14 protein-coding genes, 1 tRNA gene and 1 rRNA gene are annotated in these 13349 nt (G+C 64.4%); 10 read left to right on the top strand and 6 right to left on the bottom strand.

Going from position 1 to position 13349, the window contains the following annotated elements; genetic code table 11:
• Positions 1-84: 84 nt before the first annotated feature.
• The 6 genes from tkt (at position 85) to EPD80_RS08785 (ending at position 6331) form a co-directional block, all read left to right on the top strand.
• The gene (tkt, locus tag EPD80_RS08815; RefSeq protein ID WP_142811190.1) at positions 85-2103 is read left to right on the top strand and encodes a transketolase; all 2019 of its coding nucleotides are present in this window, start codon (positions 85-87) and stop codon (positions 2101-2103) included.
• 30 nt (positions 2104-2133) lie between these two features.
• Positions 2134-3153: a type I glyceraldehyde-3-phosphate dehydrogenase gene (gap, locus tag EPD80_RS08810; RefSeq protein WP_142811188.1), complete on the top strand. Its 1020-nt coding sequence runs from the start codon at positions 2134-2136 to the stop codon at positions 3151-3153.
• A 10-nt stretch (positions 3154-3163) separates the two neighbouring features.
• Positions 3164-4348, top strand: a complete 1185-nt coding sequence (locus EPD80_RS08805) for a phosphoglycerate kinase (RefSeq protein ID WP_142811186.1) — start codon at positions 3164-3166, stop codon at positions 4346-4348.
• Positions 4345-5022: an RnfABCDGE type electron transport complex subunit B gene (locus EPD80_RS08800; RefSeq protein ID WP_221928928.1), complete on the top strand. Its 678-nt coding sequence runs from the start codon at positions 4345-4347 to the stop codon at positions 5020-5022. The genes EPD80_RS08805 and EPD80_RS08800 overlap by 4 nt, the downstream gene beginning before the upstream one ends.
• 88 nt (positions 5023-5110) lie before the next feature.
• Positions 5111-5767 (top strand): endonuclease III, encoded by a 657-nt coding sequence (gene nth / locus EPD80_RS08795; protein WP_142811294.1) that lies wholly within the window; start codon positions 5111-5113, stop codon positions 5765-5767.
• A 138-nt stretch (positions 5768-5905) separates the two neighbouring features.
• Entirely contained in the window at positions 5906-6331 is a 426-nt protein-coding gene (locus tag EPD80_RS08785; RefSeq protein WP_142811184.1) for a DUF1841 family protein, read from the top strand.
• 62 nt (positions 6332-6393) lie between these two features.
• Here the strand turns inward: EPD80_RS08785 and EPD80_RS08780 are convergent, their stop codons facing one another.
• Positions 6394-7167, bottom strand: coding sequence for an MBL fold metallo-hydrolase (locus tag EPD80_RS08780; RefSeq protein WP_142811182.1), 774 nt, complete (start codon positions 7165-7167; stop codon positions 6394-6396).
• A gap of 170 nt (positions 7168-7337) precedes the next feature.
• Between EPD80_RS08780 and EPD80_RS08775 the strand changes: the two genes are divergently transcribed.
• From EPD80_RS08775 to fliR, 4 genes are all read left to right on the top strand, one after another.
• On the top strand, positions 7338-7691 hold the full coding sequence (locus EPD80_RS08775) for a FliO/MopB family protein (RefSeq protein ID WP_185957754.1): 354 nt from the start codon (positions 7338-7340) through the stop codon (positions 7689-7691).
• Positions 7688-8440 carry a flagellar type III secretion system pore protein FliP gene (gene fliP, locus EPD80_RS08770; RefSeq protein ID WP_142811178.1) on the top strand — a complete coding sequence of 251 codons (753 nt, stop codon included), beginning with the start codon at positions 7688-7690 and terminating at the stop codon, positions 8438-8440. Before EPD80_RS08775 ends, fliP begins: the two co-directional genes overlap by 4 nt.
• A 9-nt stretch (positions 8441-8449) precedes the next feature.
• Positions 8450-8716, top strand: coding sequence for a flagellar biosynthesis protein FliQ (gene fliQ / locus EPD80_RS08765; protein WP_142811176.1), 267 nt, complete (start codon positions 8450-8452; stop codon positions 8714-8716).
• A 148-nt stretch (positions 8717-8864) separates the two neighbouring features.
• Complete coding sequence (fliR, locus tag EPD80_RS08760) at positions 8865-9653, top strand: flagellar biosynthetic protein FliR (protein ID WP_185957753.1); 789 nt, start codon at positions 8865-8867, stop codon at positions 9651-9653.
• A 92-nt stretch (positions 9654-9745) separates the two neighbouring features.
• Here fliR and EPD80_RS08755 read toward each other — a convergent pair.
• From EPD80_RS08755 to rrf, 5 genes are all read right to left on the bottom strand, one after another.
• Positions 9746-9822 (bottom strand) — tRNA-Pro (locus EPD80_RS08755).
• Between the two features lie 12 nt (positions 9823-9834).
• On the bottom strand, positions 9835-10815 hold the full coding sequence (gene ispB / locus EPD80_RS08750) for an octaprenyl diphosphate synthase (protein WP_142811174.1): 981 nt from the start codon (positions 10813-10815) through the stop codon (positions 9835-9837).
• A complete protein-coding gene (locus tag EPD80_RS08745) occupies positions 10812-12260 on the bottom strand; it encodes an FAD-binding oxidoreductase (RefSeq protein ID WP_142811172.1) in 1449 nt (482 codons plus the stop codon). Before EPD80_RS08745 ends, ispB begins: the two co-directional genes overlap by 4 nt.
• Positions 12257-13138 (bottom strand): patatin-like phospholipase RssA, encoded by an 882-nt coding sequence (gene rssA / locus EPD80_RS08740; RefSeq protein ID WP_142805115.1) that lies wholly within the window; start codon positions 13136-13138, stop codon positions 12257-12259. The genes EPD80_RS08745 and rssA overlap by 4 nt, the downstream gene beginning before the upstream one ends.
• 120 nt (positions 13139-13258) lie before the next feature.
• Positions 13259-13349: ribosomal RNA gene (gene rrf / locus EPD80_RS11625) — 5S ribosomal RNA — on the bottom strand; the annotation flags it as partial.

Genomic DNA, 13349 nt, shown 5'->3' with positions numbered 1-13349 from the left:
AGCGACCTGCCCGCCCCAGAGTTCGCGGGCGCCCCGTTTTGCGCGATAATCGCCGTTCTTGTTTCCCGCTGGATGATCGAAAGGATGACTCAGCCTGCCTCGCGCCTGCCGCGCACGTTCAGCCCGCTCGCGAACGCCCTGCGCGCGCTCGCCATGGATGCGGTGCAATTGGCGAAATCCGGTCACCCCGGCGCCCCCATGGGCATGGCCGAAATGGCCACGGTGCTGTGGCGCAAGCACCTCAAGCACAATCCCGCCAACCCCCAGTGGTGCGACCGCGACCGTTTCGTGCTCTCCAACGGGCACGCCTCCATGCTGCTCTACGCACTGCTGCATCTCACAGGGTACGACCTCTCGCTCGACGACCTCAAGCGCTTCCGGCAGCTGCACAGCAAAACACCGGGACACCCCGAATACGGCGAGACGCCCGGCGTCGAAACCACCACCGGGCCGCTCGGGCAGGGGCTGGCCAACGCCGTAGGGATGGCGCTCGCGGAAAAACTCCTTGCACGCGAGTTCAATCGCCCCGGGCACACACTCGTCGATCACCACACCTACGTCTTCGTCGGCGACGGCTGCCTCATGGAAGGCGTCTCGCACGAAGCCTGCTCGCTTGCCGGCACATGGAAACTCGGCAAGCTCATCGTCCTCTACGATTCGAACGGAATCTCGATCGACGGCCAGGTGCAAGGCTGGTTCACCGAAGATACCGCCGCGCGCTTTCGCGCCTACGGCTGGCAGGTGATCGAGGCGATCGACGGGCACGACATGCGCGCGATCGATGCGGCCATCACGCTCGCCAAAGCCGAGACCGAGCGCCCCAGCCTCATCATTTGTCGCACCGTGATCGGCGCCGGAGCCCCGCACAAACAAGGCACGAGCGAGGTGCACGGCGCTCCCTTGGGCGAAGCCGAAATCACTGCCGCACGCGAGGCGATCGGCTGGCCCTACGGCCCCTTCGAGATCCCCGAAGAGATCTACGCCCAATGGGATGCGCGCACAGCCGGTCGCGAACGCGAAGCCGCCTGGCTGGAACGCTTCGAATCCTATCGCCGGGCCTATCCGGAACTCGCCGACGAGTTCGAACGTCGCGTCGCCGGGCTTTTGCCCTTGCGCTGGCCGGATCTGGCCGACGAGGTGATCCGCGCCACCGCCACCCGGCGAGAGCACATCGCCACGCGCAAGGCAAGCCAGAACGCCATCGCCGCCTATGCCAAGATCCTGCCGGAGCTGCTGGGCGGCTCGGCCGATCTCACCGGTTCCAACCTCACCGACTGGCCCGGCGCCCACCCCGTCACGCCTGAAGAAGGGGGAAACTACCTTCACTACGGCGTGCGCGAGTTCGGCATGGTGGCGATCGCCAACGGCATCGCGCTGCATCGCGGCCACATCCCCTTCACCGGCACCTTTCTCGTCTTCTCCGACTACGCGAGAAACGCCATTCGCATGGCCGCGCTCATGCGCCAGCGCCAGATCTTCGTGCTCACGCACGATTCCATCGGCCTGGGCGAGGATGGCCCCACGCATCAGCCCATCGAACACGCTGCCTCGCTGCGCCTCATCCCCAATCTCGACGTCTGGCGTCCGGCCGACAGCGTCGAGACTGCGGTGGCCTGGCGCCTGGCGCTCGAGCGTACCGACGGGCCCTCGGCCCTGCTGCTGTCGCGCCAGAACCTCCCCTTCATCGAACGCTCGCCGCAGCAGATCGAAGCGATCGGGCGCGGCGGTTACGTGCTGCGAGAGGCAGAGCGTGCCCCTGACCTCATCCTGATCGCCACCGGCTCGGAAGTGTCCCTCGCACTCGACGCGCGCGGCGCACTGGCGCAATCCGGCATCGCCGCGACCGTCGTCTCCATGCCCTGCACGCGGCGCTTCGACCAGCAGCCGATCGAATACCGTAACGCGGTGCTGCCGCCGGACGTGCCCAAACTCGCCATCGAAGCCGGTTCGGGCGAAGGCTGGTGGCGTTACGTCGGTGGTCACGGCGACGTGCTCGGCATCGACCGCTTCGGGGCCTCCGCTCCTGCGCCGCGCCTGTTCGAGTTCTTCGGTTTCACGGTCGATCACGTCGTCGCCCGGGCGAAACTGCTGCTGTCGCGCTGATCCCGTCTTTCATCCTTCAAGGAGCGACCCATGAGCAAAATCCGCATCGCGATCAACGGCTACGGCCGCATCGGCCGCTGTACCCTGCGCGCCCTCTACGAGCTCGGCCGGCGCGACGAATTCGAGGTGGTGGCGATCAACGCCTCGGGCGACCTGCCCACCAACGCACACCTCACCAAATACGACACCACCCACGGCCGTTTCCCCTTCCCCGTGGCCACCGAAGGGGACAAGACGCTCATCGTCGACGGCGACCGCATCCCCTTCTATTCGACCAAGAATCCCCTCGAAACCCCTTGGGGCGAACACGGCGTCGATGTGCTGCTGGAATGCACCGGCGCCTATACCACCAAAGAAAAGGCCCGGATCCATCTGCAACAAGGGGCGAAAAAAGTCCTCATCTCCGCCCCCGGGAGCGACGACGTCGACGCCACCATCGTCTATGGCGTGAACCACGGCATCCTGCGCCCCGAGATGCAAGTCGTCTCGAACGCCTCCTGCACCACCAACTGCCTCGCACCGGTGGCCAAGGTGCTCCATGAACACATCGGCATCGAACGTGGCCTGATGACCACGGCGCACGCCTACACGCTCGACCAACAGCTCATCGACGCACGCCACAAGGATCTGCGCCGGGCCCGCGCCGCGGCGATGAACATCATCCCCACCAAGACGGGGGCCGCCAAGGCCGTCGGGCTGGTGCTGCCGGCACTCGCGGGTAAATTCGACGGCTTCGCCCTGCGCGTGCCCACCCTCAACGTCTCGCTCGTCGATCTCACCTTCACCGCGAGCCGCCCCACGAGCAAGGACGAGATCAATGAACTCATGCGCCAGGCCGCCGCGGGTCCGCTCCAGGGCATCCTCGCGGTGAACGACGACCCGCTCGTATCCTGCGACTTCAACCACGACGGCCATTCCGCCATTTTCGACGCGACGCAAACCCGCCTCATCGAGGGCACGCTCGTCAAAGTGCTCGCCTGGTACGACAACGAATGGGGCTATTCCTGCCGTATGCTTGACGCCGCCAAGGCGCTCGCTACCTGCGCCTGAGGAGCCGACCATGCGCGTCAAGACCCTCAAGGACGTCGAACTGCGCGGCAAGCGCGTCTTCATCCGTGCCGACCTCAACGTGCCTCAAGACGAGACCGGGCGCATCGTCGACGATACCCGCATCCGCGCCTCCGTCCCGACGATCGAATACTGCCTGCAGCAAGGCGCCGCGGTCATGGTCACCTCCCATCTCGGCCGCCCCAAGGAAGGTGCCTGCACCCCCGAAGACTCGCTCGCGCCCATCGCCGAGCGACTCTCCGAGCTCCTCGGTCGGCCGGTGCCGCTCGTCAAGCACTGGGTCGATGGCGGATTCACCGTCCAGCCGGGTGAAGTGGTGCTGCTCGAGAACGTACGCTGTAACGTCGGCGAGAAGAAGAACGACGAGGCACTCGCGCGCAAATATGCCGCCCTGTGCGACGTCTATGTGAACGACGCCTTCGGCACCGCGCACCGGGCAGAAGCCAGTACCGTGGGCATCGCCCACTTCGCCCCCGTCGCCTGCGCCGGCCTCCTCATGGCCGCCGAGATCGAGGCGCTCTCGCGCGCGCTCGAACATCCCAAGCGTCCGCTCGTGGCCATCGTCGGCGGGGCCAAGGTCTCGACCAAGCTCACCATCCTCAAGTCGCTCGCCGAGAAAGTCGACCAGCTCATCGTCGGCGGCGGCATCGCCAACACCTTCCTCCTCGCCACGGGCAAGCGCATCGGCAAATCGCTCGCCGAGCCGGAACTTGTGGTGGAAGCGCAGGCGATCATGGACATGATGGCCGCGCGCGGCTCCGAAGTCCCCTTGCCCGTCGACGTCGTCGTCGCCGACGAAGTCTCGGCGTTTGCCCGTGCCAACCGCGTCCCGGTCGACGAAGTCGGCCCGAACGACCGCATCCTCGACGTCGGTCCCAAGACCGCCTCGCGCTATTGCGACATCGTCGCGCACGCCGGCACCGTCGTGTGGAACGGACCACTGGGCGTGTTCGAATACGACCAGTTCGCTGGCGGCACCAAGATGCTCGCCTCCGCCATCGCGCACTCGGAAGCCTATTCACTCGCCGGGGGGGGCGATACCATCGCTGCCATCAAGAAGTTCGGCGTGGAAAAGGATATCGATTACATCTCCACCGGCGGCGGAGCCTTCCTCGAATTCCTCGAAGGCAAGAAACTGCCCGCCATCGCCGCGCTCGAAGCGCGCTACGACGGTTGAGCCCTGATTCCGTCCAGGCCGGGAACCTCCTCTCGGCCCGGACGGTCGACGCCGCACCGGTCTTTTCCCGCCTCTTCGGCCCAAAAACGATGCCCACGCCCGACGAGATCGACGCCCTGCTGCCGCAAACGCAGTGCCGCCGCTGCGGCTACCCCGCGTGTCGCCCCTATGCCGAGGCGCTCGCGCGCGGTGAGAGCACGCCGAATCGTTGTCCTCCGGGCGGGGAAGTGCTCATCGGCAGGCTGGCGAGCCTGCTCGGCGTACCCGCCACCCCCCTCGATCCCGAAGTCGGCCCACCGCAAGCGCCCCAGGTCGCCCGCATCGTCGAAGCGGATTGCATCGGCTGCACGCTGTGTCTCCAAGCCTGCCCGGTGGACGCCATCCTCGGCGCACCCAAGCGCATGCACACGGTGATCGAGGACGAATGCACCGGCTGCGGCCTGTGCCTACCTCCCTGCCCCGTCGACTGCATCGTCCTGCTGCCCGCACCCGCCTTCCCCGAGGCGAGCGCCTCGCGCATGCGTTTCCTGCGTCGCCAGGCCCGGCTCGAACTCGGCGAAGATCCCCGCAAGCGCATCCGACGTCCGCGCGACGAAGATCAGCTCAAACGCACGCTCGTGGCGGCCGCCCTCGCACGTGCCCGAAGCGGAAAAACGCATGGCTCGAGCACCTGAAAAGGCGGCCGACGGAACGCAGGCACGGCGCCGCCAGCGCAAACGCCCCGGTGCCGGGGAAGCGGCCGCGGCCGACCCCGCCCCGCCCATGACGCCGCAGGAGATCGAAGCCTTCTTCGAGCGACTCGCCGCGCTCGATCCCCATCCCACGACCGAGCTCGAATACGCCACCCCTTTCCAGTTGCTCGCCGCGGTCGTCCTCTCGGCGCAGGCCACCGACAAGAGCGTCAACGAGGCCACGCGCACCCTCTTCGCCGTCGCACCGGATGCGCGCGCCATGGTGGCGCTGGGTGAAGCAGGCATCGCCCAGCACATCCGCCGCATCGGCCTCTACCGCAGCAAGGCGAAACACCTCTACGAACTCTCGCGCCGGCTGCTGGAGACCACGGGCGGCGAGATCCCGGACAACCGGGCCTTCCTCGAATCCCTGCCCGGCGTGGGGCGCAAGACCGCCAACGTGGTGCTCAACACCCTTTTCGGGCATCCCGTGATCGCCGTCGACACCCACATCTTTCGCGTCGCCAACCGCACCGGCCTCGCCCCGGGCAAGACCGTTCGGGCCGTGGAAGAAGCGCTCACGGCGCGCATCCCGCCGCGCTTTCGGCGGCATGCGCATCACTGGCTCATCCTGCTCGGTCGCTACACCTGCACCGCGCGGGCACCGCGCTGCGACACCTGCCCGGTTCATGACCTCTGCCATTGGCCGCACAACCCCCCCGGCACTAGGGAGACGCTAAAGCAATGAGCGAGCGGGATGAAGCGCAAGGCGCACGGAGCGCAGCGACCGAGACATATCGAGTAGATAGGCGAGGGAGCGAGCACCGCGCAACGCAGCGATTCGCCCGCGCAGCCAATGATTCAGCGTTTCCCCAGGAGACAAACGATGTTCACGCCCAACCGTGAAGAGGTACGGCGATTCTTTGCCCAAGCCTATCGCAAATGGCGCGACAAGCAGCCGCTCGAGCCGATCGAGGCGATGGCCGCCGACGTGATCGCCCTGCACCCGGAGTATTTTCCTCTACTGGAAGACGAGGCGGCGCTCGCGCGCGATTACACGCCGGAAGACGGCGGCCTCAACCCCTTCCTGCACCTGTCGCTGCATCTGGCGATCGCCGAGCAGCTCTCGATCGACCAGCCCCCCGGCATCCGCGCCGCCTGGCAGGAACGGCTCGCCGTGCGTGGCGATCTCCACGAAGCCTTGCACGACGTACTCGAAGCCCTGGGCGAAACGCTACACGAAGCCCAGCGCGACCGCCGCCCTCCCGACAACGCCCGCTATATCGAACGCATCCGCCGTACCCGGCGCTGAAACGCCGAAGGCCGACGGAATGCGGTTCCGTCGGCCTTCGTATGCCCGCGCTCAGGGCGCTCTCAGAGCGGGATGCGATAGGCGTCCTGGGTCATGAGATCGACGCCGCAGGGCAAGGTCTCGATCCAGTCGATGAATCGACGTACCATCTCCTTGCCGACGAAACGCTGCCCGTGCTGCGGCACCAACATTTCGATCTCGATCTGACGCGCCATGTTGGCCCAAAAGCGCAAGATCTTGTTGGAGATCATGTAGCGCTGATGGAAAGCCTGCATCTTGGGAATGTGGCGATCGAAATCCTCCACCGGTTTCGCCGCCTGCTCGTGATCGACCAGCGACACGCCCAAGTCTCCCGAGAAGAGGATCTTGGCGACGGGATCGTAGAACTGGAAATTCCCTTCCGAATGCAAAAAGTGCGCCGGCACAGCCACGATCTCGCTATTGCCGAGTGGGATGCGCATACCGGGATCGGGAATACCGATGATGCGAGAAGAATAATCCTTGCCCGTGGTGAAGTGGGGTACGAAACGCGTCCACAGCTTGGAGATGAACACCTTGGCGTGCGTGGTCACCATCCACTTGTTCACCGAAGCGATGATGTCCGGGTCGGCATGCGACGCGAAGATGTAGTCGACGTTCTGCGGGCGACAGTAGCGGCTCATGCCCATCAACAAACCAGTATGGGTCATGTTCCCGCCCGGATCGATCAGCGCCGCGTGACCGTTGTCGATGACGAGGAACTGATTGCACTGCACGGCATGATCCCCCTGCTCATCGACCAGGTCGTAGAACGCCAGACAGATATGCTTTCCGTCATTGTATAGTTCGACCGCCATGATCCCATCCCACGGAACGGATATACGAACATTCTACCAAGAAGCGGGGGACTTCACACCAAGAGGCGTGTATTTTTCTGCGAAGCGAGGAAAACCCTCGGGTTCTCCCCTCTTTTCCGGACATGGTCTCCATCCTTTCATGCCATCCTATCTTCGAGGAGAGCTCCATCATGACCTACGACTGGATTCACCCCATGGCTCAGCTCGCACTCGGTCTCGGCTTGACCGCAGTCGCCCTATGGGCAGTTTTCACGGCCATGAAAAACTTGCAGCGTCGCCGAGGGGCACGCACGGGACTGAGCATCGTCGGGGTGATCGCAGTGGGCACGCGCGAGCGCGTCGTCCTGCTCGAAGCCGAAGGCATGCGGCTACTGCTCGGCGTCACCCCCTCCTCCATCACGCTACTACAACGCCTGCCCGAACCGCCCACTCCATTCACCGAGCAGCTCAACGCCGCCATCGACGAACGCCGCACTGCACCCCCCTCCCCTGCCACCAGCGAAGGCGAAGGAGCACGCCGATGAGAGCGGAACGGGCGCACATCGCGCTGTTCGGGTTCGCCGCCCTGCTCCTCCCCTCGCTCGCGGCCGCCCAAGGGCTTCCGCTGGCCACGGCCACCCCGGCCAGCGACGGTGGCACGAGTTACTCCCTCACGGTGCAGACGCTGCTGCTGCTCACCGCCCTCACCTTCATCCCCGCCGCGATCCTGATGATGACGAGCTTCACCCGCATCATCATCGTGCTCTCGTTGCTGCGTATGGCACTCGGCACGCAAACCTCGCCACCGAACCAGGTATTGATTGGCCTGGCGCTCTTCCTCACCTTCTTCATCATGGCGCCGGTGGCCGAACGGATCTACGTCGAAGCCTGGCAACCTCTCCAAGCGAACCAGATCGATTTCACGCAGGCACTGGAGCGCGCCGCGGTTCCGACCAAGCGCTTCATGCTCGCCCAGGTGCGCGACAACGACCTCACCCTCTTTGCCGACCTGGCCAAGACGCCACCGGTCGAACGGGCAGAGGACCTGCCACTGCGCGTCATCATACCGGCCTTCGTCACCTCCGAGCTCAAGACGGCGTTCCAGATCGGCTTCATCGTCTTTCTCCCATTCCTGATCATCGACATGGTGGTCGCCTCCGTGTTGATGTCGATGGGGATGATGATGATGTCGCCGGTGATCGTCGCGCTCCCCTTCAAGCTCCTCGTCTTCGTACTCGTCGACGGATGGACCCTGCTCATCGGTTCGCTCGTCAAAAGCTTCGCACTCGTCTGAGGACCCACCATGACCCCCATGCTGATGGATTTCGCTCGCGACGCCGTGATCACGGCCCTGCTACTGAGTGCCCCGCCATTCATCGCTGCCCTGGCCACGGGTCTGCTGGTGAGCATCTTCCAGGCCGCCACTCAGATCAACGAAATGACGCTCACTTTCGTCCCCAAGCTCGTGGCCGTGTTCACCACCCTCATCGTGATGGGCCCATGGATGGGTCAGACGATCACCGACTACCTCACGCGACTGCTCTCCTCGCTTCCCTCGCTCATCGGCTAAAGATCCGTGAATCGATCATTGCCGGCAGAGAGCGTAGCAAACGCCCGAAAAGCCACGACGAGATCCATCGAGACGGCAAGCGAGGAACGCACGGCGGGCGAAAAAGCACTCTGTCCGCGCAGCACATCCATTCATGGGCTCTGAAGCAATGTGGACGATCACGGAAGCACAATGGTCGGCATGGATCTCCGCTTACTTCTTCCCGGCGGTGCGCATCCTGTCCCTGCTCGCGGTGGCGCCGGTATTCTCCAATCGAGCGCTACCCACCCGCATTCGCCTGGTACTGGGGCTGGCGATCACGGTGGCCATCGCGCCGGTACTGCCGCCTGCCCCATCCATTCCGCTCGACTCCTGGCTGATCTATCCGATCATCGCCCAAGAACTGCTCATCGGCATCACCTGCGGCTTCGTGCTGCGCTTCATCTTCGCCGCGATCGACCTGGCTGCCGCCATGGTCGGATTCCAGATGGGGTTGTCTTTCGCGGTGTTCTATAGCCCCACCTCCGGCACCCAGACACCGGTGCTGAACGAATTCTTCGCGGTGGTAGCTACCTTGCTCTTCCTTGCTCTCGACGGCCACTTGATGCTGCTGCATGCCATCGTCGTCAGCTTCGACTGGATTCCCCTCGGCGCCGATCTCGCCCTGCAAGAAGGGATGGCAGTGATGCTGCATTATCCGGTGACGCTCTTCGCATTCGCCTTTCTGCTGTCGCTCCCGATCACGGCGGTGGTGCTGCTCACCAACATCGCGCTGGCCATACTCACACGCACCGCCCCCCAGCTCAATCTCTTCGCGATCGGATTCCCCATCACGATCACGATGGGTTTTCTCGCCTTGCTGGCGAGTTTGAGCCCCATGGGAGGGATACTGCAACAGGGATTCGCCGAAGGCATCGAGGCCGTCGGGCAAGTAATCCAGGCATTCGGCGGAAGATGAAAAAGAGGTGGTCGGGGAAAGAGGATTCGCGCCGAAGGCATCGAGGCCGTCGGGCAAGTAATCCAGGCATTCGGCGGAAGATGAAAAAGAGGTGGTCGGGGAAAGAGGATTCGAACCTCCGGCCCCTGCGTCCCGAACGCAGTGCTCTACCAGGCTGAGCTATTCCCCGACGTTTTGCGATTCATGCAGAACGATTCACCGCAAAGTCTGATAATTGTAGCAATGATTCCCGGAATTGGGAAGGGGACAAGCACGCCAGTCGCGCCTTGGCCGCCGTGGCATAGCGCTCGGCGACGCGGCGCGAGACCTCCAGCGCCCCCGTTTCCGCGATCGCCTCGAGCACGGCGGAAAGATGCTCTCTCCCCCCGTGCTCGATGACTTGCCGCACGAGGTCCGCTTGCACCGTCGTACCATGATGCAGCACGTGCAGCAGCGGCAGGGTCGGTTTCCCCTCGGCGAGGTCGTCGCCCACGTTCTTGCCCGACACCGCCGGATCGGCCGCATAGTCGAGCACATCATCGATGATTTGAAAAGCGCAGCCGAGTTCCCGGCCGAAGGCCGCCATCGCCTCCTCGACCTCGGGCGTCGCCCCGGCGAGGATGGCCCCCAGGCGGCCCGCCGCCTCGAAGAGCTTGGCGGTCTTGTATTCGATCACGCGGAAGTAATCCTCGAGCGTGGTGTCGGGATTGCCCTGGTTCATCAACTGCAGCACTTCGCCCTCGGCGATGACATTGGTCGCCTCGGCGAGCACCGCCATCACCCGCATGCTCTCCACCGAAACCATCATCTGGAACGAGCGGGAATAGAGAAAATCCCCTACCAGGACCGCCGCGGCGTTGCCGAAGACGGCATTGGCCGTCTCACGCCCTCGGCGCAGATCGGATTCGTCGACCACGTCGTCGTGCAGCAAGGTGGCGGTATGGATGAATTCGACCACGGCAGCGAGGGTGGCATGGTGCGGCCCGTCATAGCCCAAGGCGCGGGCCACCGCCAAGAGCAGCGCCGGGCGCAAGCGCTTGCCGCCGGCGGCGATGATGTAATCGGCGATGCTGCGCACCAGCGCCACATCCGAATGCAGTTCGCGCCGGATCACCTCGTCGGTGCGCGCCATGTCCGGCTGCAGCGGCGCAAGGATCTCCTTGATCGTCGGCGTTGGCGTCATGTTTCCTCGCTACACGGGCGGTCGTCGCCACGCACGACCTTGCCCGGATTGAACAGGTTCTCTGGATCGATCGCTGCCTTGAGCCGGCGCAGCAAAGAAAGCTCTTCCTCGGACTTGTAGCGCGGCAACAACTCGGCCTTGAGGCGTCCGATGCCATGCTCGGCCGAGATCGAACCGCCGAATTCGGCCACGGTGTCGTGCACCAATCCCGACAGCCGCGGTTCGATGAGCGGCCATTGGGCTGGTTCGATCCCGGTGGGGAAGACATTGTAGTGCAGATTGCCATCGCCGAGATGCCCGAAACAGACGAGCGTCACGGTGGGCCAATGCCGGCGCAGGCGCGCCTCACACTCGGCGATGAACTCTGGAAGCGCCCGGATCGGCAGAGAGACGTCGTGCTTGAAACTGAATCCCTCGAAACGCTGCGCTTCGGAGGCATTCTCACGCAACGCCCACAACGCCCGGCGTTGCGCCTCATTGGCCGCAAGCGCCACATCCTGCACCCAACCCCGCTCGATGGCCACGGTCATCGCCCGCTCTACCCGCTCTTGCAACTGCGCCCCACGCCCGGCTTCGGCGAATTCGACGAGCACGGACCATGCCGGAGGTTCGCCCGAAAAGGGCACCCTCGCCTGAGGAATGTGTTTCAATACCAGCTCGAGCGTCGTGCGGCTTATCAGCTCGAACGCCTCGAGCCCCTCGCCCACCGTCTCACGCAGCCAGGAGAAGAGCCTCACCGCCGCGGCCGGATCCGGTACGGCCACCCACGCAGTCACGACTTCGGTGGGCAAAGGAAAGAGCTTGAAGGTCGCCGCGGTGATGACGCCCAAAGTCCCTTCCGAGCCCACGAAGAGGGGCTTCCACGCATAGCCGGTGTTGTCCTTGCGCAAGCCTTGGAGCGAAGAAATCACGCTGCCGTCGGCAAGCACCACCTCCAGGCCCAGCACCAGGTCGCGCGTCGTGCCGTAACGCAGGACGTGTACGCCCCCCGCGTTCGTCGCGCACACTCCACCCACCGTGGCGCTGCCCTCCGAGGCGAGCGACAAGGGAAACAGGCGGTTCGCCGAACGCGCCGCCTCCTGCACCTCCCGTACCGTCACCCCCGCTTCGGCGACCACGGTGAACTCCTGCGGCTCCAGGCTACGGATTCGGCGCAAACGCCCCAGGTGCAGCACGATCGCCGGGGCCTGCTCTTCGAGCGGTGTCGCGCCGCCCACCAACCCCGTGTTTCCGCCCTGGGGAACGATATGCACCCCATACACGCGGCAATGGCGCACCACTGCCGCCACTTCGTCTGTCGTGGCAGGTTGAACCACCGCCAAGGCTCGGCCGCGATATCGCCCACGCCAGTCGAGAAGGAAAGCGGCCATCTCAGACTCGGCGCAACGCACGTGTGCCTCACCCACACAGCACGCCAGGGAACGAAGCAGATCGGAAGCGCTCATCGCGCGCTCTCCAGCAATTCGGCAATTTGCCACTCTACCCGCTGTACAGCCGCCTCGCCCTCCTCGATCGCATCCGCTGCGCGGTGAAAATCGAGGATCGACAAATCTGCCACTCGAGGCGAAATCAACACCTCGGGCGGGTCCCCCGCCAAACGTGACTGCGCGATACGCATCTGCATGATGTTGACCGAAGTGGCCAGCACCGCAGCGATCGGCGGCAACGATTCCGCTTGGTCCGCCTCGCCCGAGGAAGTCAACCCCACCATGGCGAACAAGCGGTTCTTCCAGCGTTCCACACTACCGTTACCGTTGGGTAAACGGAAATGCCGCCCCATCCGACTCGATCCCAACTCGACGGCGATGACCAGTTCGGCTCCCAGTGCACGGCATAAGCTCACGGGCACGGGATTGACGAGCCCACCGTCGACGAACCAACGGCCGTGCAGCTTGGTCGGCGTGAACATTCCAGGAAGCCCAATGGAAGCGCGCACCGCTGGACGCAACGGGCCTTCCCGTAGCCAGACTTCACGCCCGGTCGTCAGTTCCGTGGCCACACAACCAAAAGGGATCGTCAATTCATCGAATCGCGACGCGAAGAAATGCTCTGCGCAATAGTCGATCACCCGGTCGCCTTGAAGCGCACCGCCGCGCAGGGAAACATCCATCAGCGATAGCACATCGACCCAGGAAAGCGATTCTACCCATTGCTGCATGGCATCGAAGCGCCCCGAAGCATAGGCCGCCCCGACGATGGCACCGATCGACGTCCCTGCGATCACGTCGATCTTCACTCCGAGACGACGCAAGGCACGAATCACACCGAAATGAGCCCATCCACGCGCCGCCCCAGAGCCAAGCGCAATACCGATTCGCGACATAGGACGCACCAAAAAAACAAACAGAAAATGCCAGTTTAGCTCAAGGAAAGGCGCACAGGAGGTCGACGCAAAAACCCCCTACCGTTTTGGCAGGGGGTTTTTGTGTGCGGGGTAGGGGATGTCTGACGCTGACCTACGTTCCCGGAGGCGGAGCTCCAGTATCATCGGCGCGGCGCCGTTTCACGGTCCTGTTCGGGATGGGAAGGCGTGG

Source organism: Tepidiphilus olei (assembly GCF_006980705.1).
GTDB classification, from domain to species: Bacteria; Pseudomonadota; Gammaproteobacteria; order Burkholderiales; family Rhodocyclaceae; genus Tepidiphilus; species Tepidiphilus olei.
This window is presented reverse-complemented; position numbering and strand designations above follow the sequence as displayed.